The organism is Brachybacterium sp. UNK5269, assembly GCF_049266655.1.
Classification (GTDB): domain Bacteria; phylum Actinomycetota; class Actinomycetes; order Actinomycetales; family Dermabacteraceae; genus Brachybacterium.
The window spans coordinates 2,696,610-2,715,521 of sequence record NZ_CP184883.1 but is presented as its reverse complement, the minus strand read 5'-3'; the positions used below and the strand labels follow the sequence as shown (position 1 = coordinate 2,715,521).

General features: G+C 73.7%; 15 protein-coding genes. 9 read left to right on the top strand and 6 right to left on the bottom strand.

Annotation, left to right across the window (positions count from 1 at the left end):
* Positions 1-3: 3 nt before the first annotated feature.
* Entirely contained in the window at positions 4-3,339 is a 3,336-nt protein-coding gene (locus ACOJUI_RS12660) for an SNF2-related protein (protein ID WP_422115309.1), read from the bottom strand.
* Positions 3,340-3,508: 169 nt separating this feature from the next.
* Here ACOJUI_RS12660 and glmM point away from each other — a divergent pair, with 169 nt between their 5' ends.
* Positions 3,509-4,855, top strand: coding sequence for a phosphoglucosamine mutase (gene glmM, locus ACOJUI_RS12655; protein ID WP_422115308.1), 1,347 nt, complete (start codon positions 3,509-3,511; stop codon positions 4,853-4,855).
* Positions 4,856-5,138: 283 nt separating this feature from the next.
* Here glmM and coaA read toward each other — a convergent pair whose 3' ends face one another.
* Positions 5,139-6,095 (bottom strand): type I pantothenate kinase, encoded by a 957-nt coding sequence (gene coaA / locus ACOJUI_RS12650; protein ID WP_422115307.1) that lies wholly within the window; start codon positions 6,093-6,095, stop codon positions 5,139-5,141.
* A gap of 229 nt (positions 6,096-6,324) precedes the next feature.
* On the opposite strand from coaA, the gene glmS reads away from it, so the two are divergent.
* Genes glmS through ACOJUI_RS12615 form a run of 7 tightly spaced genes read left to right on the top strand, consistent with a single transcriptional unit; the run spans position 6,325 to position 13,279 of the window.
* Positions 6,325-8,193 (top strand): glutamine--fructose-6-phosphate transaminase (isomerizing), encoded by a 1,869-nt coding sequence (gene glmS / locus ACOJUI_RS12645; protein WP_422115306.1) that lies wholly within the window; start codon positions 6,325-6,327, stop codon positions 8,191-8,193.
* Between the two features lie 20 nt (positions 8,194-8,213).
* A complete protein-coding gene (locus tag ACOJUI_RS12640; protein ID WP_422115305.1) occupies positions 8,214-8,744 on the top strand; it encodes a holo-ACP synthase in 531 nt (176 codons plus the stop codon).
* Positions 8,741-10,270: an NAD(P)H-hydrate dehydratase gene (locus tag ACOJUI_RS12635; protein ID WP_422115304.1), complete on the top strand. Its 1,530-nt coding sequence runs from the start codon at positions 8,741-8,743 to the stop codon at positions 10,268-10,270. The genes ACOJUI_RS12640 and ACOJUI_RS12635 overlap by 4 nt, the downstream gene beginning before the upstream one ends.
* Before the next feature lie 13 nt (positions 10,271-10,283).
* The gene (alr, locus tag ACOJUI_RS12630) at positions 10,284-11,456 is read left to right on the top strand and encodes an alanine racemase (protein WP_422115303.1); all 1,173 of its coding nucleotides are present in this window, start codon (positions 10,284-10,286) and stop codon (positions 11,454-11,456) included.
* Entirely contained in the window at positions 11,453-12,085 is a 633-nt protein-coding gene (gene tsaE, locus ACOJUI_RS12625; RefSeq protein WP_422115302.1) for a tRNA (adenosine(37)-N6)-threonylcarbamoyltransferase complex ATPase subunit type 1 TsaE, read from the top strand. Before alr ends, tsaE begins: the two co-directional genes overlap by 4 nt.
* A complete protein-coding gene (gene tsaB / locus ACOJUI_RS12620) occupies positions 12,085-12,789 on the top strand; it encodes a tRNA (adenosine(37)-N6)-threonylcarbamoyltransferase complex dimerization subunit type 1 TsaB (RefSeq protein WP_422115301.1) in 705 nt (234 codons plus the stop codon). Before tsaE ends, tsaB begins: the two co-directional genes overlap by 1 nt.
* Before the next feature lies 1 nt (position 12,790).
* On the top strand, positions 12,791-13,279 hold the full coding sequence (locus ACOJUI_RS12615; protein WP_422115300.1) for a GNAT family N-acetyltransferase: 489 nt from the start codon (positions 12,791-12,793) through the stop codon (positions 13,277-13,279).
* Between the two features lie 111 nt (positions 13,280-13,390).
* Here ACOJUI_RS12615 and ACOJUI_RS12610 read toward each other — a convergent pair whose 3' ends face one another.
* Complete coding sequence (locus tag ACOJUI_RS12610) at positions 13,391-15,103, bottom strand: hypothetical protein (RefSeq protein WP_422115299.1); 1,713 nt, start codon at positions 15,101-15,103, stop codon at positions 13,391-13,393.
* Entirely contained in the window at positions 15,088-15,972 is an 885-nt protein-coding gene (locus tag ACOJUI_RS12605) for an ABC transporter ATP-binding protein (protein WP_422115298.1), read from the bottom strand. Before ACOJUI_RS12605 ends, ACOJUI_RS12610 begins: the two co-directional genes overlap by 16 nt.
* Positions 15,973-16,125: 153 nt before the next feature.
* Between ACOJUI_RS12605 and ACOJUI_RS12600 the strand changes: the two genes are divergently transcribed.
* Positions 16,126-17,487 (top strand): AI-2E family transporter, encoded by a 1,362-nt coding sequence (locus ACOJUI_RS12600; protein WP_422115297.1) that lies wholly within the window; start codon positions 16,126-16,128, stop codon positions 17,485-17,487.
* Between the two features lie 146 nt (positions 17,488-17,633).
* On the opposite strand, the gene greA is transcribed toward ACOJUI_RS12600, so the two are convergent.
* The gene (greA, locus tag ACOJUI_RS12595; RefSeq protein WP_422115296.1) at positions 17,634-18,125 is read right to left on the bottom strand and encodes a transcription elongation factor GreA; all 492 of its coding nucleotides are present in this window, start codon (positions 18,123-18,125) and stop codon (positions 17,634-17,636) included.
* Positions 18,126-18,353: 228 nt separating this feature from the next.
* Positions 18,354-18,746 (bottom strand): DUF4307 domain-containing protein, encoded by a 393-nt coding sequence (locus tag ACOJUI_RS12590; protein WP_422115295.1) that lies wholly within the window; start codon positions 18,744-18,746, stop codon positions 18,354-18,356.
* Positions 18,747-18,912 lie beyond the last annotated feature (166 nt).

Sequence of the window (18,912 nt, the reverse complement as noted above, 5' to 3'; positions counted from 1 at the left end):
CGGTCAGCTCAGCAGCTCCCGCAGGTCCTCCGCGGTCACGGCGGCGCGGAAGGCCTCCCCGCCGTCGGTGAGGGCGTCGAACAGCTCCGCCTTGCGCCGCTGCAGCGCCAGCACCTTCTCCTCGATCGTGTCCTCGGCGATCATCCGGTACACCATCACCGTGCGGTCCTGACCGATCCGGTGGGCGCGGTCCACGGCCTGGTTCTCCGCCGCCGGGTTCCACCACGGGTCCAGCAGGAACACGTAGTCGGCCTCGGTGAGGGTCAGCCCGAAACCGCCGGCTTTGAGCGAGATCAGGAACACCGGGGCGTCGCCCTCGCGGAACCCGGTCACCGCCGCGTCCCGGTCGCGGGTCGAGCCGTCGAGGTGGGAGTAGGCCACGCCGCGCGCCTCGAGCTCGGCCGCGACCCGGTCCAGGTACGAGGTGAACTGGCTGAACAGCAGCACCCGGTGCCCGCCGCCGATGACCTCCTCGAGCCGGTCGAACAGCGCCTCGAGCTTCGAGCTGGGCACCCCGGCGTAGGCCTCGGCGTCCACCAGCGCCGGATCCAGCGCCATCATCCGCAGCAGGGTCAGCGAGCGGAACACGATGAAGCGGCTGCGATCCAGGTCGGTGTCGATCAGGCCCAGCACCTTCTTGCGCTCGCGCTGCAGCACCGAGTCGTAGACGGCGCGGTGCTCCGCGCCCAGCGTCACCGTCATCACCTCCTCCTGCTTCTCCGGCAGGTCCTGCGCGACCAGCTCCTTGGTGCGGCGCAGCAGGAAGGGACGCACCCGGCGTCGCAGCAGCTCCATCCGGCCGGGATGGTCCCCGGTCTCGATGGGCAGCGTGAAGCGACGGCGGAAGCCGTTGGCGCTGCCCAGCAGCCCCGGGGTGACCAGGTCGAGGATCGCCCACAGGTCGTCCAGCGAGTTCTCCATCGGGGTGCCGGTGATCGCGAGGCGGAAGTCGGCCCGCACGCCCTGGGCGGCGCGGTGGGTGCGGGAGCGACGGTTCTTGACGAACTGCGCCTCGTCCAGGACGAACCCCTGGAAGGGCAGGGAGGCGAAGTCCTCCTCGTCGATCCGCAGCACCGAGTAGCTGGTCACGACCAGATCGGCGCCGGTGATCGCCGCGGACAGGTCCGTGCCGCGGGCGGCGGCGGTGCGGTCCAGGACGCGCACCGTGAGGTTCGGGGTGAAGCGCTCCGCCTCGCGCCGCCACACCGGCAGCACGGAGGCGGGGGCGACGACCAGGAACGGGGGAGCGGGGTCGGCGCCGCCGTCGGCCGACGCGCCGGCGCGGGCGTGGGCGATCAGCGCGAGGGTCTGGACGGTCTTGCCCAGCCCCATGTCGTCGGCCAGCACCCCGCCCAGGCCGTGCGCGAACAGGAAGGCGAGCCAGGTGAACCCCTCCTGCTGGTACGGCCGCAGCTCGGCCCGCAGGCCGGTCGGCAGGGGCGGCGGGGGCAGCGCCTCGAGGGAGCGCAGCGAGCGGGCGGTGCGCTCCCATTCGGTGCTGGCGCTGGCCTCGTCGGCCATCGCCTGCAGGTCGTCCCACAGGTCCACCTGGAAGCGGGAGATCTGCTGGCGCTCCGGCTCCCACTCCGGCAGCGCCTCGCCCTCCTGGATCAGCTCGCGCAGGGTGTCGAAGGCGGGATGGTCGAGGGAGAAGTAGGTGCGGTCCGACAGCAGCAGCCGGCTGCTGCCCTGGGCGAGGGCCACGAAGAGGCTGGGGAACGGGATCTGCCGGCCGTCGACGGTGATCTCGAAGCCCAGGTCGAACCAGTCGTTCTTGCCGGGGGAGGCCTGCTGGGTGATCCGCACCTGCGGGGCCCCGTCGAGCTCGCGGTAGGCGTGGCGGGTGCCGGTGATCTCGATCTCCACGTGGTCCATCGCCGCCAGCTCGTCCAGCACGTGCTCGGAGAAGCGGGCGGTGTCGGTGCCGCTGAGCAGATCGGGTGCATCGCTGACCATGAGCGGCCAGCGGGACATCACCGCCGCGATCACCTCGTCCTCATGGTCGAGATCGCGGTGGGCGCCCTGGCGCTGGTCCACCGGCAGCCGGCGGTCCGGGTCGTGGTACTGCCAGGACCAGCGCAGGGAGAGCCGGTCCCCGGAGGCGTAGGAGGCCGTCAGGTGCAGGGTGGGCCGGCGCGCCGCGGGCAGCTCGACGCTGCCGTCGAGGCTGGTCATGGTGGTCAGCGAGCGCAGCTGGGGGTAGGCGACCTCGAGGAAGGCCGCCCGGTCCTCGGCCGGGACCACCAGCGGCTCCCGGCGGTGCAGCAGGGTGCGCAGGGCGCGGGGCACCGAGGAGCCGATCGGGGCGATCCGCGCCGTCATCAGCTCCCCGTCGCCCTCGGCCACCGGGTCCACGTCCAGCACCCCGGAGGCGCCCAGCAGCCGACCCTGCGGCGCCGGGGACCCGTCGATGATCACCCGCGGCCGGACCAGCAGGGCCTCGGTGGAGTCGTCGACGTGCAGGTCGAGGCCCGCCTCACCGCTGCTGAGCAGGTCGATCGCGGCCAGCCCGGTGCCCGGCAGGAACTCGACCCCGGCCGCGCGGGCGTGCTCGAGGGACTGCCACAGCAGCGGGGAGGTGATGGAGTTCAGCCAGAGGTGGTCGATCGCGCCGCTGGAGTAGCTGCGCTCCACCGAGGCCGCAGCGAAGATCCGGGTCAGCGCCTCCCCGTGGGCGGGGTCGTACTCGCGCCCGGCCAGCCGGAACTCGAAGGTGCGCCAGGACAGGTCGCCCTTGATCCAGGCCCCCTTGCGGCCCCGGGTGAGCGGGCGCATGCCCAGCCAGAGCTCGGCGCCGGCCGCGAGATGGGCGGGGGTGGCGACCTCCCGGTGGTGGCGGGAGGCGCCGGTGCCGGAGGTGCCCGCCTCGAGGTCGAAGCGGAGCGCCAGGGGCCGCGGCGGCGAGGCGGCGCCGGTGGCGACCGTGGTGCTCAGCAGCGGGCGCAGGACGGTGCGCCATTCCGCCGGCGGACGCTCCCGCACCGCCTGGCTGCCCAGGTCGTTGAGGTGATACAGGGTCGCCGCGACGTGCACGCAGGACTCGCCGACCGAGCAGCTGCAGCGGGAGGCCTGGGGCCGCCACAGGCCGCCGGGCCCCGGCGACTGGAAGCGCCGCGAGACCGAGTCCTCGTCGTACTCGGTGAGCACCACCTGCGGATGCTGGAGGGAGCCGTCCTCGTCCGTGACCGTCGCCGCGACGGTCTGGGTGGGCGCCTCCCAGGCGAGACCGCCGACGCGGCCCGCGCGGGCCAGGCCCAGTCCCCGGCTCGCCGTGCGATCGCCCACGTGGTGACTGATCGCGGAGGGCAGCAGCCGGGGCAGGAGCACGGGATCGGACATCCTTCCAAAGTATCTCCTGCGGCCAGCCCGTGACGAGGAGGATGACGCCGCCGGCGGCTTCCAGCGGGTAGTCTCACAGCGGACTTCCGGTCCGGGACCTCCGCGCGGCACCGCCGCACGGGACGGCCCCGCGGGAGACGCCAATCCCCGATCCCATGAGGAGAACCCTGTGGCACGACTCTTCGGCACCGACGGAGTGCGCGGACGCGCGAACGGCGACATCACCGCGGAGCTGGCGGTCGAGCTGTCCGTGGGCGCGGCCCACGTGCTGGGCACGCTGGGCGCCTTCGGAGGCACCCGACCGCGCGCGATCGTCGCCCGCGACACCCGCCCCTCGGGCGACTTCCTCTCGGCCGCGGTGAGCGCGGGCCTCGCCTCCGCCGGTGTCGATGTGCTCGACGCCGAGGTGCTGCCCACCCCCGGCCTGGCCTTCCTGGTGCAGTCCACCGGCGCGGACCTGGGCGTGATGATCTCCGCCTCCCACAACCCCGCCCCCGACAACGGCATCAAGTTCTTCGCCCGCGGCGGCACCAAGCTGCCCGACGAGGTCGAGGACGCCATCGAGGCCCGCCTCGGCGAGGAGTGGGACCGCCCGCAGGGCACCGACGTCGGCACCATCACCCGCTTCGAGGGCGCGGTCGAGATGTACGTCGAGCACCTCGTCTCCACCCTGGACCGCCCGCTCGAAGGGATCACCGTGGTGGCCGACTGCGCCAACGGCGCCGCCTGCGAGACCGGCCCGCTGGCGCTGCGCCGCGCCGGCGCCACGGTCCACGTCATCGGCGACCGCAACGACGGCGGCCTGATCAACGACGGCGTCGGCTCCACCCACCTCGGGCCCCTCCAGGCCGCGGTGCGCGAGCACGGCGCCGACCTCGGGGTGGCCTTCGACGGCGACGCGGACCGCTGCCTCGCGGTGGACGCGAACGGCGACATCATCGACGGCGACCAGATCATGGCGATCCTCGCCCTGGACCTCAAGGAGCGCGGCAAGCTCCACGACGACACCCTCGTGGTGACGGTCATGAGCAACCTGGGCCTCAAGCTCGCCATGAAGGAGCACGGCATCGTGCTCGGGCAGACCGGCGTGGGCGACCGCTACGTCCTCGAGGAGATGAACCTCGGCGGCTTCTCCATCGGCGGCGAGCAGTCCGGCCACGTGATCATCGCCGAGCACGCCACCACCGGCGACGGCGAGCTCACCGCCCTCCACCTGATGCAGCGCATCGTCGAGACCGGCCGCACCGCCCGCGAGCTGGCCGACGTCATGACCCGCCTCCCGCAGGCGCTGATCAACGTCCAGAACGTCGACAAGGCCAAGGCCACCATCGACCTCGGGGTCTCCCGGGCCATCGCCGCCGCCGAGCAGGAGCTGGGCGAGACCGGGCGTGTGCTGCTGCGCCCCTCCGGCACCGAGCCGGTCGTGCGGGTGATGGTCGAGGCGCCCACCGATGAGCAGGCCCACGACGTCGCCGAGCGTCTGGCCGGCATCGTCCGCGAGCGCGTCGGGCTCTGAGCAGCGGCTCCGGACTCCTTCCCGCCCGGCCGCTCGATCATCGCCGGTGCGGTGCGGTGCGGTGCGGTGCGGTGCGGTGCGGTGCGGTGCGGTGCGGTGCGGTGCGGTGCGGTGCGGTGCTGCGCGGTGTGGCGCGGCGCGGGGAAGGGCCTGGAGGGGCGGGACGTCGCCGCAGCAGACTTTGCGCTCCTAGGACCCATGCACGAGACGGCATAGGTCCTAGGAGCGCAAACTTGCGCTGGCCGGGGCCATCACCGGCGAGTGGTGCTCGGCGGCCCCCGGCTCAGACCTTGCGCAGGAGCACCGAGTGCACCCGGTGCTGGCCGTCCTTGCGCAGCACCAGGTCGGCGCGGCCGCGGGTGGGCAGGACGTTCTCGGTGAGGTTCGGGCCGTTGATCGTGCGCCAGATCCGCAGCGCGGTCTGCTCGGCCTGCTCGTCGGAGAGATCCTTGTAGCGGGTGAAGTAGGAGCGGGGGTCGGAGAAGGCGGTGCGGCGCAGCTGCAGGAAGCGCTCCACGTACCAGCGCTGGACGTCCTCGGGCCGCGCGTCGACGTAGACGGAGAAGTCGAAGAAGTCGGAGACCGCCATCCCCAGCCGCCCGTCGTGGCGGGGGCGGGCGGGCTGCAGCACGTTCAGGCCCTCGACGATCAGCACGTCGGGATGCTCGACCACCACCCGCTCGTGCTCGAGGACGTCGTACGTCAGGTGCGAGTACACCGGGGCCTCGACCCGATCCTGACCGGCCTTGACGTCGGCCACGAAGCGCAGCAGCCCGCGCCGGTCGTAGCTCTCCGGGAAGCCCTTGCGGTGCATGATGCCGCGCGCCTCGAGCTCGGCATTGGGCAGCAGGAAGCCGTCGGTGGTCATCAGCTGCACCCGCGGCGTCTCCGGCCAGCGGGCCATCAGCTCGCGCAGCAGTCGGGCGGTGGTCGACTTCCCGACCGCGACCGAGCCGGCCACCCCGATGATGTACGGCGTGCGCTGCTGGTGCTGGTCCAGGAAGTCCTCGCGGGCCCGTCGCAGCGACTGCGCGGCGGCGACCTGGATGTTCAGCAGGCGGGAGATCGGCCGGTACACGGCATCGACCTCCTGCAGGTCCACCATGTCGCCGAGGCCGCGCAGCGTGGTGACGTCCTCCTCGGACAGCGGCAGGGGGGTCTGACGCGACAGACGCGCCCAGTCCTCCCGCGGGATCTCCTCGAACGGGGTGACGGTGCTCGACGTCGACGCGGCCTTCATGGGGCTGATTGTTCCAGCACTCGGCGGCGTCCCCGCGCCGACCAGCTCGGGGGGAGCGCCCGGTGCCCGAATCCCGAGCAGGCTCGCGCAGCCGCGCCTGCTCATTTCTGACCGATCCGGCGCTCCGCCCCGCAGAGCCGTGCGCGCACGTCGTCCAAGGTGATCAAGGACTCGCCGCGCGCGCTCACTTCGAGCATCCCGGGCCGCACGGCTCGCTACCGTGAACCGCATGTGTGGAATCGTCGGATATGCAGGGCCTCAGGCCGCAGCCCCCTCCTCCCGTCCCGTGGACGTCGCCCTCCAGGGCCTCGCCCGCCTCGAGTACCGCGGCTACGACTCCGCGGGCGTCGCCGTGGTCGACGAGGGCGCGGTGAGCGTTGTCAAGCGCGCCGGCAAGCTCGCCAACCTCCGCGAGGCGCTCGCCGACAGCGCCGGGACCACCGGCCGGGTCGCCATCGCGCACACCCGCTGGGCCACCCATGGCGCGCCCACCGACACCAACGCCCACCCCCACCTCGGCGGCCGCGACAGCGAGCTGGCGGTCGTGCACAACGGCATCATCGAGAACTTCGCGACGCTGCGCGCCGAGCTCGAGGAACAGGGCTTCCCCTTCCTCTCCGAGACGGACTCCGAGGCCGCCGCCCACCTGGTGGCCCGCGAGATGGAGCAGACCGGCGACCTCACCGAGGCGATGCGCCGCGCCGCCGCCTCCCTCGGGGGCGCGTTCACCCTGCTGGCCGTGCACCGCGACGCCCCCGGCACCGTGGTCGCGGCCCGCCGCAACTCCCCGCTGGTGGTCGGCCTCGGCGAGGGCGAGAACTTCCTGGGCTCCGACGTCGCCGCCTTCGTGGACTCCACCAAGGAGGCGCTCGAGATCGGGCAGGACCAGGTCGTCACCGTCACCGCCGACTCCGTCGCGATCGTCGACTTCGACGGCAACGAGGTCACCGACGCCAAGCGCTACACCATCGAGTGGGACGCCGCGGCCGCGCAGAAGGGCGGCTTCCCCTCCTTCATGGCCAAGGAGATCCACGAGCAGGCGAAGGCGGTGGCCGACACGCTGCTGGGCCGCCTCGAGGACGGCGCCCTGAAGCTCGACGAGATGGACATCGACCCGGCCGTGCTGCGCAGCGCCGACAAGATCGTGGTGGTCGCCTGCGGCACCGCGGCCAACGCCGGGGCGGTCGCGAAGTACGCCATCGAGCACTGGTGCCGCATCCCCACCGAGGTCGAGCTCGCCCATGAGTTCCGCTACCGCGACCCCGTCGTCACCGAGAAGACGCTGGTGGTGGCGATCTCCCAGTCGGGCGAGACCATGGACACCCTGATGGCGGTGCGCCACGCCCGCGAGCAGGGCGCGAAGGTCATCTCGATCTGCAACACCCGCGGCTCGACCATCCCGCGCGAGTCCGACGCCGCGCTGTACCTGCACGTCGGCCCCGAGATCGCGGTGGCCTCCACCAAGGCGTACCTCGGTCAGATCGCCGCCTGCTACCTGCTGGGACTGTTCCTGGCCCAGGTGCGCGGCAACCTGTTCCCCGACGAGATCTCCGCCCTGATGGGCGACCTCGAGCAGATCCCCGAGCAGATCCAGCAGGTGCTGGACAGCTCCGCGCAGGTCGAGCAGCTCGCCCAGGACATGGTCGACGCGAGCAGCGTGCTGTTCCTGGGCCGCCACGTCGGCTACCCCACCGCGATGGAGGGCGCGCTCAAGCTCAAGGAGATCGCCTACATCCATGCCGAGGGCTTCGCCGCCGGCGAGCTCAAGCACGGGCCCATTGCCCTGGTCGAGGCGGGGCAGCCGGTGTTCGTCATCGTCCCCTCCCCGAACGGCCCCCATTCCCTGCACTCGAAGGTGGTCTCGAACATCCAGGAGGTGCGCGCCCGCGGCGCCCGCACCCTGGTGATCGCCGAGGAGGGCGACGACACGGTGCTGCCGTACGCCGACGAGGTGATCCGGGTGCCCGCCACCCGCACCCTGTTCGCGGCGCTGCTGACGGTGATCCCGCTGCAGATCTTCGCCTGCGAGCTGGCCACCGCGAAGGGCCTGGACGTGGACCAGCCGCGCAACCTGGCCAAGTCCGTCACCGTGGAGTGATCACGGGGGATACTGCCCTCGTGAGCACTTTCCCGACCGCGACGCCGACGCCCGGCCCCGACGAGAGCTTCGGGGGCCGGGCGTTCGCGCCCCGCGAGGACGCCGCCGTGGCGGGGGTCGGCATCGACGTGGTGGACATCGCCCGCCTGGCCGCGATGATCGACCGCACCCCGGCCCTCGTCGAGCGGCTGTTCACGCCCGCCGAGCGCGGACTCTCCGACGCCTCGCGGGCCGCCCGGGTGGCGGCCAAGGAGGCGGTGGGCAAGGCCCTGGGCGCCCCCGGGGACTTCTCCTGGCAGGACGTCACCGTCGAGCGCACCACGCAGCGCCGCCCCTACCTGCGCCTGCGCGGCGCCACGCTGCGGGCCGCCGAGCGGCAGAACGTGGCGGACCTGCACCTGTCCCTCTCGCACGACGGCAACATCGCCACCGCGATCGTGGTCGCCGAGCGGGCCGCCCCGGCCGCCGGCGGGTCGCAGGTCGGCGGGCCGACCGCCGCCTGCACCGCCGCGGCCGGCTCCCACGACCCCCACGACGGAGGCCGACCATGATCCGCGGCGACACCGCCCAGGCGATCCGGGACGCCGAGGCGCCCCTGCTCAGGGCCGGGGAGCCGCTGATGCGGCGCGCCGCCCGGGCCCTCGCCGACCATGTCGCGCAGCGCCTGCGCCAGGCCGGCGCCGCAGCGCCCGCTCCCGGCGCGCGGGTGCTGGTGCTGGCCGGACCGGGCTCCAACGGCGGCGACGGGCTGCACGCCGCCGCGATGCTGCGCGGCGAGGGCATCGCCGCCGACGCGATCGCCACCGCCGAGCGCCTCCACGAGGAGGGCGCCGCCGCGCTGCGCGAGGCCGGCGGCACCGTCCACCGGCTCACCGAGCTCGAACCGGAGCAGCTCTCCCGCCTGCTGGGCGACGCCGAGCTGGTGCTCGACGCGATCCTCGGCATCGGCGGCCGCCCCCAGGTCCCCGCCGACCTCCACCCGCTGCTGGCGGCGGTGCGCGCGAGCGCGGCGGCGGTGATCGCGGTGGATCTGCCCAGCTTCATCGACGCCACCACCGGCGAGGCCGCCCCCGAGGCGCTGGCGGCGGAGGCCACCGTCTCCTTCGGCGCCCACTGCGCCGGGCTGCTGCTGCCCGGCGGCGCCGAGCGCGCCGGCCGGCTCCATCTGGTCGATCTGGGCACGGGCCCGAACCTGCCCGCGCAGCCCGCCGTGCTCCGCCTCGAGGACGCCGACGTCCGCGACCGGTTCCCGCATCCGGGACGCGATGCCACCAAGTACAGCCGCGGCGTGGTGGCGCTGGCCGCCGGCAGCGAGCAGTACCCCGGTGCGGCAGTGCTCGCCGTCTCCGGGGCCGCCCGGGCCGGCGCCGGGATGGTCCGCTGCCTCGCCCCGCAGAGCGTGCTGGACCTGGTGCTGCGCGCCCGACCGGAGGTGCTCGGCCACCCCTTCCCCCCGGCCGGCGAGGCACCCGCTGCGGACCTGCTGGCCGCGCTCGGCCGCACCGACGCCCTGGTGGTGGGGCCCGGCCTGCCGGGAGAGGACCCGCGGGTCCGGGCCGGCGCCGAGCTGCTGCGCGCCGGGGGAGAGGGCCTGCAGCGCGGCGTCATCGACGCGGGCGGGCTCACGGCCCTCGCTGCCGGGCACCGCTTCGGGCCGGACGTGGTCCTCACCCCGCACCGCGGGGAGGCGGAGCGGCTCGCCGACCGCCTCGACCTCGACCCCGGCCTGCCGGGCCCGCAGCTGGCCCGAGCCCTCGCCGCCGCGACCGGGGCCACCGTGCTGCTCAAGGGCGCCGTCACCCTGATCGCCCCGGGGGACGGCGGTCCCCTGCGCGCCCAGGACGACGCCACCGCGCAGCTCGCCACCGCCGGCACCGGGGACGTGCTCGCCGGGGTGCTGGGCACCCTGCTCGCGGCGGGCCTGCCGGGCCCCGACGCCGCTGCCCTCGCCGCGATCCTGCACGGCCGCGCCGGCCGCCTCGCCTCCCGCGGCGGCCTGGTGCCCCTGGTCGCCCTGGACGTCGCGGGCCACCTCCCGGACGCCCTGGGGACTATCCTGGCGGGCGCCCCGCTGTGAGCGAAGGAGTCCGATGACCATCCCGATCCCCGCCGAGGACCCTCGGCACGTGCCCAACCGGGCCGTGATCGACCCCTCGGCGATCGCGCAGAACACGCGATCGATGGGGACCCTGCTCGGGGACCAGACCGCCCTGATGGCCGTGGTGAAGGCCGACGGGTACGGGCACGGGATGCTCACCGCGGCCCGCGCCGCCATCGAGGGCGGCGCGACCTGGCTGGGCGTCGCCCATCCCGCCAGCGCCCTGGCCCTGGCCCGCATCGGCCTCGACGCCCAGATCCTGACCTGGCTCTACGAGCCGCACACCATGCGCGAGGTGCTGCCCGAGGTGCTCTCCTCGGGGATCGACGTGTCGGTCGGCTCCCTGGAGATGCTGGCGATGGTCGCCGAGGCCGCCCGCCAGGCCGACCGGCGCGCCCGCGTGCACCTGAAGATCGACACCGGCATGGGACGCAACGGGGTGCTGCCCTGGCAGATCCGCGAGCTGGGCGCGGCGATGCGCGAGGACGACTTCATCGAGGTCACCGCTGCCTGGACCCACCTCACCAGCGCCGACGACCCGGCCGATCCCGCCACCGATCAGCAGGTCGAGCTGTTCGACTCCGCCTGCGCCGCGCTCGAGGACGAGGTGGGCCCCATCCCGCTGCAGCACCTGGCGAACTCCGCGGCCACCCTCACCCGCCCCGACCTGCACCGCGACATCGTGCGCCTCGGCATCGCCCTGTACGGCTACCCGCCGGTGACCACCGACGTGCCGCTGCGACCGGCGCTCACCTTGACCAGCCGACTGGCGATGGTCAAGGAGGTCCCCGAGGGGCACAGCATCGGCTACGGCCGGATCCGCCGCACCGATCGCCGCACCCACCTCGGGCTGGTGCCGATCGGCTACGCCGACGGTCTCCACCGCGCCGCCAGCGACCGCTGCGAGGTGCTGGTGCGCACCGGCTCGGGGGACCGCCGCGTCCCGCAGGTGGGACGCATCAGCATGGACCAGATCGTGGTCGACCTCGGCCCGGACACCGACGCCCGCGCCGGCGACCAGGTCTTCGTCTTCGGCGACGCGGGCGGCGACCCGAACGCCCCGGCCGCACCGACCGCCGACGACTGGGCGCAGGCGGCCGGCACCATCCCCTACGAGGTGCTCACCTCGGTCTCGGGACGCGTCACCCGGGAGGTCCGCTCATGAGCGCGGTGCAGGTGCGCACCCGCGACGCCGACGGCACCCGCGCGGTGGCGACCGCCCTGGCCACCGTGCTGCGCGCCGGGGACCTGCTGGTGCTGGACGGACCCCTCGGCGCCGGCAAGACCACCTTCACCCAGGGCCTCGGCGCCGGGCTCGGGGTGCGCGGCCCCGTCGCCTCCCCGACCTTCGTCATCGAACGGGTCCACCCCAGCCTCGCCGACGGGCCCGACCTGGTGCACGTGGACGCCTACCGGCTCGGCGGGGGAGGGGACATCGAGGACCTCGACCTGGAGGCCGACCTGGACCGGGCCGTCACCGTGGTCGAATGGGGACGCGACCGCGTCGAGCACCTCAGCGACTCGACCCTGCTGGTCGAGCTCGAGCGGCCCGACCGGGTCGAGGACCCCCAGGACCCCGACGAGCCCCGCACCCTGCGCCTGACCCCGAGCGGCCCCCGCTGGGACGAGCAGGCGATCACGCAGCTCGAGGCCGCGCTCGCCGCGATCACCGGAGCGGACGGCACCGCCGCGCCGGCGCCGTCCGCGCCGGAGAGCACCGTCCCATCGACCGAGGCCGACCCGTCCCACCCGGTCGCGCCGCCGACCACCGCACCGACCGAGGGAGGCCGCTGATGCTGCTGGGGATCGACACCTCCGGGGCGGTGAGCGTGGCCGTCGCCCGCGGCGAGCTGACCGGGCCCGCGCCCGAGGTGCTGCAGGTCCGCTCCGATGCGCGCTCCCGCCACCACGACGAGGTGCTGCTGGCGCTGATCGACGAGACGCTGAGCGCGGCGGGCGCCCGGCGCACCGACCTGACCGGCGTCGTCGTCGGCCGCGGACCGGGCCCCTTCACCGGGCTGCGGGTGGGCCTGGTCTCCGCCCGCGCCATCGCCGCGGTGCTCGGGGTGCCGCTGCACGGACTGAGCTCGCTCGATGCACTGGCCCACCAGGCGCTCGCCGAGCTCGCCGCATCCCGCACCGACCCGGTCACCGTGGGCGTCGCCCTCGACGCCCGCCGCCGCGAGGTCTACCACGCCCGCTACCGCCGCGAGGAGGACGGCACGGTGCGCCGCGTCTCCGCGCCCGCCGTCGGCGCCCCGGCGGACGTCGCCGCCGAGCTGACCGCCTGCGACCTGCTGGTCGGCTCCGGCACCGTGCTCTACCCCGAGCTGCTGCCCGCGAGCGCCGACCTCGTCCATGCCGACGCCGGTCACCTGCTGCTGGCGGCCGCGGCGCTGAGCGCGCGCGGGGAGGACCTCACCAGCACCGAGCCGATGTACCTGCGGGCGCCGGACGCCGCCAAGCCCACCGCGCGCAAGAGCGCCCTGGGACGCTGAGATGGAGGCGGCCGACGGTCCCGGCGCCGGCCCGGACTGGGCGCTGCGCCCGGCGACCCTGGAGGACGTCGAGGAGATCGCCTTCGCCGAGCTCGAGCTGTTCCCCGACGAGGCCTGGACCGTCTTCCAGCTGGCCGCGGAGATCGAGCACCCCGACCGCCGCTACGTGGTCGCCGCGCAGGGCGCCGACGCCGCCGGCGCGCTGATCGGGTACGCCGGGATCATGCTCGCCGGCGAGATCGCCGACGTGCACACGATCGGCACCCGCCTCGAGCACCGCGGCATCGGCCGGGCCCTGCTGGCCTGGTGCGAGGAGCAGGCCCGCGCGGGCGGCGCCGAGCGGCTCCTGCTCGAGGTACGCGAGGACAACGACCGCGCCCGGGCCTTCTACGCCGCCGCCGGATACCGGGAGATCGCCCGCCGCCGCGGCTACTACCGGATCCGGGGCCGCAGCATCGACGCCCTGGTGATGGAGCGCTCCCTGCGGTGACGGCCCGGCGGGCGCCGGCCGCCCCCGCGCGCCGCGACCGGCCCGCCGGCTGCGACCGGCCCGCCGACCGCGACCGGCCCGCCGGCTGCGACCGGCCCGTCGGACCGCGGCTCAGACGTGGTCGCGGACCTTCTGGAACACGTCCGGGTAGTGCGCATCCAGCCGCACCGACGCGATCCGCAGCCCCACCAGGAACACGATCGCCCCGGCGAGCACGGCGAGCAGCCCGGCCACCAGCATCAGCGGGACGCTGCCCACCACGATCCCCCAGATGCCCACCCCGATCGCGGGCAGCAGCGGGACGAACACCGAGACCATCGAGATGGTCATCGAGAGCATCGCGTTGGTGCTCGAGGCGGACTTGTCCTTCATCGGGTTGGTGCCCGGGGGCGAGCTCGGATAGGGCAGCAGCACGCCCACCACCATCGAGGTGCCCCAGCCGCTGAGCATCGCCCCCAGCGAGCCCAGCACGGTCAGCGGCAGCAGCTCGGGCATGCCGTAGAGCACCGGCAGCGCGGCGGTCGCCACGATCACCCCCGGCACCATCAGCACCGCCATGGCGGCGATGCGGCCCAGCAGATTGGCGCGGGCCGGGAGGCCGGCCACGATGTTGACCCACCCCGACGGGCCGTCGAAGCCGATCTCGTTGGCCAGGCTGATCGAACTCATCCCGCACATCAGCACCGTCACCGCGAGCATCGCCGTGCGGGACTCCGGCAGCACCAGGCCCATGGCCACGAAGAAGACGATGATCACGGGGTAGATGCCGAGGGCCGCGAGGTAGCGGGTGTCGCGGCGCCAGTACCGCAGCGACCGGCCCATCACGGCGCCGAAGGGGCCGGGGGTGACGTAGCGCGGCACCAGCGGCGAGACCTTCGCACTGCCCGAGGAGGCGTCCCCGGCCAGGGCCGAGGTCAGCGCGCGGTCGATCGAGCGCCGCCACCACCTCCAGACCACCACGATGCTCACCGCCCCGATCACCACGCGCGCCACGGCCGCGAGCGGGCGGGACTCCGCGAGGTCCATCGGCACCGCGAAGAGGGCGCCGAGCGGGGTCCAGGCGAGGGCGTCGACGATGCGCGGCGCCCAGGCGAGCACCAGCTCGAGATCCAGCTCGGGCAGGCGCTGCATCGCCAGCGAGACGGCGTAGATGCCGATGAACAGGGCCAGGAAGCCGAAGATGCCGCCGACCTCGCGGCGGCTGCGCGAGGAGGAGCGGCTCGCGGAGTGGGCGAACCAGGCCCGCGGCAGCAGCAGGCACAGGGCGAAGCCGGCCAGATTGGCGGGGATCAGCGCGATCGCGGCCAGCGCGATCCAGACCGCGCCCTGGCCGTACAGCACCAGCCACAGCAGCTCGAAGGCGGTGGCGACCAGGACCGCCACCAGGGTGAACAGGCTCGGCAGGCTCAGCGCCGCCGCAGCGAACATGCCCGGCTGGAGGTCCTTGGCGGGGCGGGGGAACAGGGCGAAGGCCCGCGGGTCCAGGGTGTCGTCGAGCCCGAAGGCGAACACCGGGATCAGGAACCACAGCAGCACGGTCAGCGCGCCGAGGGCGCGGACGATCAGCGGGAAGGTCCCGCCCTCACCCGCCCACAGGGTCGTGCCCAGCGAGAGCATCACCAGGCCCACCAGGCCGCCGACGGCGTAGAGGCCGCCGATGATCGTCCCGATCAGCTTGCCGACGTTCTTGCGGTAGGACCGCTTCCACAGCGTCCACTTGAGCTTCAGCTGCAGCCGGATCAGGGCCCGCTGCGAGATCTCGCCGTGGTGGACGTCGGCGGCCGCAGCGGTCGCGGCGTGCTCGGTGCTCAGGACTCCAACCACGACAGGCTCCCCTCTGCGATGTCGCCGCCGCCGACCAGGTCGATGAAGGTCTGCACCAGGCTGCCGCCCTGGCGGACCTCGTCGAGCGTGCCGTCGGCCAGCAGCTCGCCCTGGGCGATGATCGCGACATGGCTGCACAGCCCCTCGACCAGCTCCATGACATGGCTGGACAGCACCACGGTGCCGCCGCCGCCCACGTAGGCGGTGAGGATCTTCCGGATCACCTGCGCCGAGACCGGGTCCACGGCCTCGAGCGGCTCGTCCAGCACCAGCAGGTCGGGGGCGTGGAGGAGGGCGCTGGCGAGCAGGATCTTCTTGGTCATGCCGGCGGAGTAGTCCACCACCAGCTTGCCGTCCTCGTCGCCGAGGGCCAGCGCCGACAGCAGCGAGTCCGTGCGCTGCTCGACCACGGCGGGCTCCATGCCGCGCACCAGGCCCACATAGGTCAGCAGCTCCCGGCCGGTGAGGCGGTCGAAGGTGCGCAGACCGTCGGCGAGCACCCCCAGTCGGGCCTTGCCCTGCTGCGGCTCGACCCACATGTCATGTCCGAGCACGTAGGCGGTGCCGGCGCTGGGGCGCAGCAGTCCGGTGGCCATCGACAGCGCGGTGGTCTTGCCCGCGCCGTTGGGGCCGACGATCCCGTAGAAGGAGCCGCGCGGGACGTCCAGTGAGATCCCGTGGACGACCTCCGTCTTCCCGAAGGACTTCCGCAGCCCGCGCAGCGACAGCGCGGTCGCGGTGGGCACCGCTGCCTGCGCGGTCACCGGCGCGGCCGGGCCCTCGGCCACCGCTGGAGGGGGAGCGGGCGCCGTGGGCGACGCGTCCGGGGACGCGGGGGGCGGGACGGGCGTCGGCGAGGAGGTGTGCATGCGATCACGCTAGTCCGCGAGGGCCGCTGCGACCTCCCGTCCCTCGGAGGTGCCGGCATCGACCTTCGTCGACGGCGGGCCGCGCCGCAGGGAGCGGCCGACGCCGCGACTAGGATGCCCGTGAGCCACCGTGGCTCGTACGGAAGGAGCCCCATGTCGAAGCTGCGCCCCACCCCGCGGGCCCCCGGCCTCGCTCCCGAGGTCGAGGAGATCCCGCTCGGGATCCGACGGGCGGCCGCCTGGTCGTGGCGGCTGATCGTCGTCGTCGCGGGCTCGGCACTGCTCATGTGGGGTCTGCTGCAGATCACGAACATCGTGATCCCGGTGCTGATCGCCATCCTGATCGCCGCGCTGCTGAACCCGATGGTCAAGATCCTGACCCGGTACACCTTCCTGGGACGGGCCGCCGCCAGCGGCATCGCGCTGCTGGGGCTCCTGCTGGTCATCTCCGGCATGTTCACGCTGGCCGGGCGGCAGCTGCTCACGCAGTTCTCCGACATCCAGGACAAGGCCGTCAGCGGCTTCCAGTCGCTGATGGACTGGGCCACCACGACCTTCCAGATCGAAACGCCGATGGTCGAGGCAGCGGTCGACGAGGGGCTCGAGCAGCTCCAGCAGTACTCCGGGCAGCTGGTCAGCGGAGCGTTGAGCACCGCGGCCGTGCTCGGCAACCTCGTCACCGGCATCGTCGTGTGCCTGTTCACGCTGTTCTTCCTGCTCTCCGGCGGGGCGGGCATCTGGCGCTGGACCGTCGGCCTGCTCCCGCCGGCCGCCCGGGTGCCCACCCATGAGGCGTTCCGGCGCGGCTGGAAGGCGCTGTCGGCGTACATCCGCACCCAGATCCTGGTGGCGGCGGTCGACGCGTCCGGCATCGCGATCGGCATGGTGGCCCTGGGGCTGGGCTCCTACGCGGTGCCGATCTGGCTGCTCGTGTTCCTGTTCTCGTTCATCCCGCTGGTCGGCGCGATCGCCTCGGGCGCGATCGCGGTGCTGATCGTGCTGGTGCTCAACGGCTGGATCGGGGCGCTGATCATGCTGGCCATCGTGCTGGCCGTCCAGCAGCTCGAGGGCAATGTGCTCCAGCCGTTCCTGATGGGCAAGGCCGTCGAGCTGCACCCGCTGGCCGTGTTCCTCGGCGTCGCCGCGGGTGCCGTCCTCGCCGGGATCCCCGGGGCGCTGTTCGCGATCCCGCTGATCGCGTTCGTGAACGCGACGCTGCTGTACATCGTCGGTCGTGATCCGGCCCCCGACCTCGGGGAGGACCGCGCCAGCCACGAGTTCTTCGCCGCGCTCGGCCAGGAGACCCCGGCCATCGCGGACCGCACGGCCGGCTCCTCGAGCCTCGACCGGACCCCGCTCTCGCGGCTGGCCGCGCTGCGCCCCTCGGCCCAGCGCTCCGCCGCTCCCACGGCCGGGAGCTCCGCCGCCCCCACGGCTCCGGCGGACGATCGCAGCCCTGCGGCGCCGGAGGCCGACGCCCCGGCGGGCGAGCAGGCCCGCCGCGACGAGGACTGAGCAGCCGCCCGCCGCTCGCGAGCACCCACGACGAAGGCCCCCGCCCGGCAGCAGCCGGTGGCGGGGGCCTTCGTCTCAGTGGTCCTGGTGGCGTCGATCAGGCGGTGATGCCGCTCGTGATCTCCGGCCGCTCGCGAGCCGCGAGCTCAGGCGGAGTACGGCTTCGCGCTGAGGATCTCGATCGGGAAGGACTTCCCGTTGGGCGCCGTGTACTGGACGGTGTCGCCGACCTTGTAGCCGTGGATCGAGCTGCCCAGCGGCGACTGGGTCGAGTAGACCTCGAGGTCGTCGTCGCCGTCGGCGATCTCGCGGTTGCCCAGCAGGAACGTGCGCTCCTTGCCGGCCATGGAGATGCCCACGACCATGCCGGGCTCGACCACGCCGTCATCCTTGGGGGCCTCGCCGACCACGGCGTTCTTCAGCAGGCGCTGGAGGTCCGCGATGCGCGCCTCCATCTTGCCCTGCTCCTCACGGGCCGCGTGGTACCCGCCGTTCTCCTTGAGGTCACCCTCGTCACGAGCAGCGGCGATGCGCTCGGTGATCTCGGACCGGCCGGGGCCTTCGAGCTCCGCGAGCTCCTTGGCGAGGCGGTCGTACGCGTCCTGGGTGAGCCAGGCGCCATTCGGCTGGCTGCTCATGGGTTCACTCCTGTCGTCTTGGGTACTACGCGTCCGGGCGCATCGTAAAGGCCCCCATAACGCGAAGCACGGGGCACATGTCCTCATGCGCCCCGTGTGCGGGTGATGATGACCGGCACTTCACCGGTTCCGCGCTACTTTACACCGCACCCCGCACCACTCCTGTGCGATCGTCCAGATTTCGCGCAGCGAGTAATCGAGGGGGCGCAGGGCTGCCCGGCGGGCGGATCAGCGGGCCGAGCAGCGGATGATCTCGGCCGAGACCGCCGGGCCCTGGGTGGAGATCTCCACGTGGTGCGTGCTCTGGCGATCGTCCTGGGCGGGGATGATCGCCTCGACGAAGCCCACCTGCGCCCTGCCCTCGTTCAGGGCCTGGACCTGGCAGCTGGCCTCGGTGCCCGGGTCCATGGTGACCACGAAGTCGACGCCGATGACGTCGTCGGCCAGATGCTCGTAGGAGAGCACGTCCGAGCGGACCGGGGTGGAGGCGGCCTGGATGCCGACGTAGGCGACCACGGCCAGGAACACGGCGGCGGCCAGGCCCAGCAGGATCCGTGCGGTGCGGGTCCCGACCAGCGGTCCCCCGTAGCGGTCCGCGCGTCGATCCGTGGCGTCGTTCATGGCCACAGTCTCCCAGACCAGGCCCGGAGGGTTCCCGACCGGCCGGGCCGGGCTCGCGAGGCGCCGGTCACGCCGTCCCGTCCGCCCTGCGGATCCCCGGCCCGCGGCCCAGTCCCGTCCGAGGGCGGTGGCGTAGGATCTGGCGCTGGTGCGCGGTCCGTCGGCC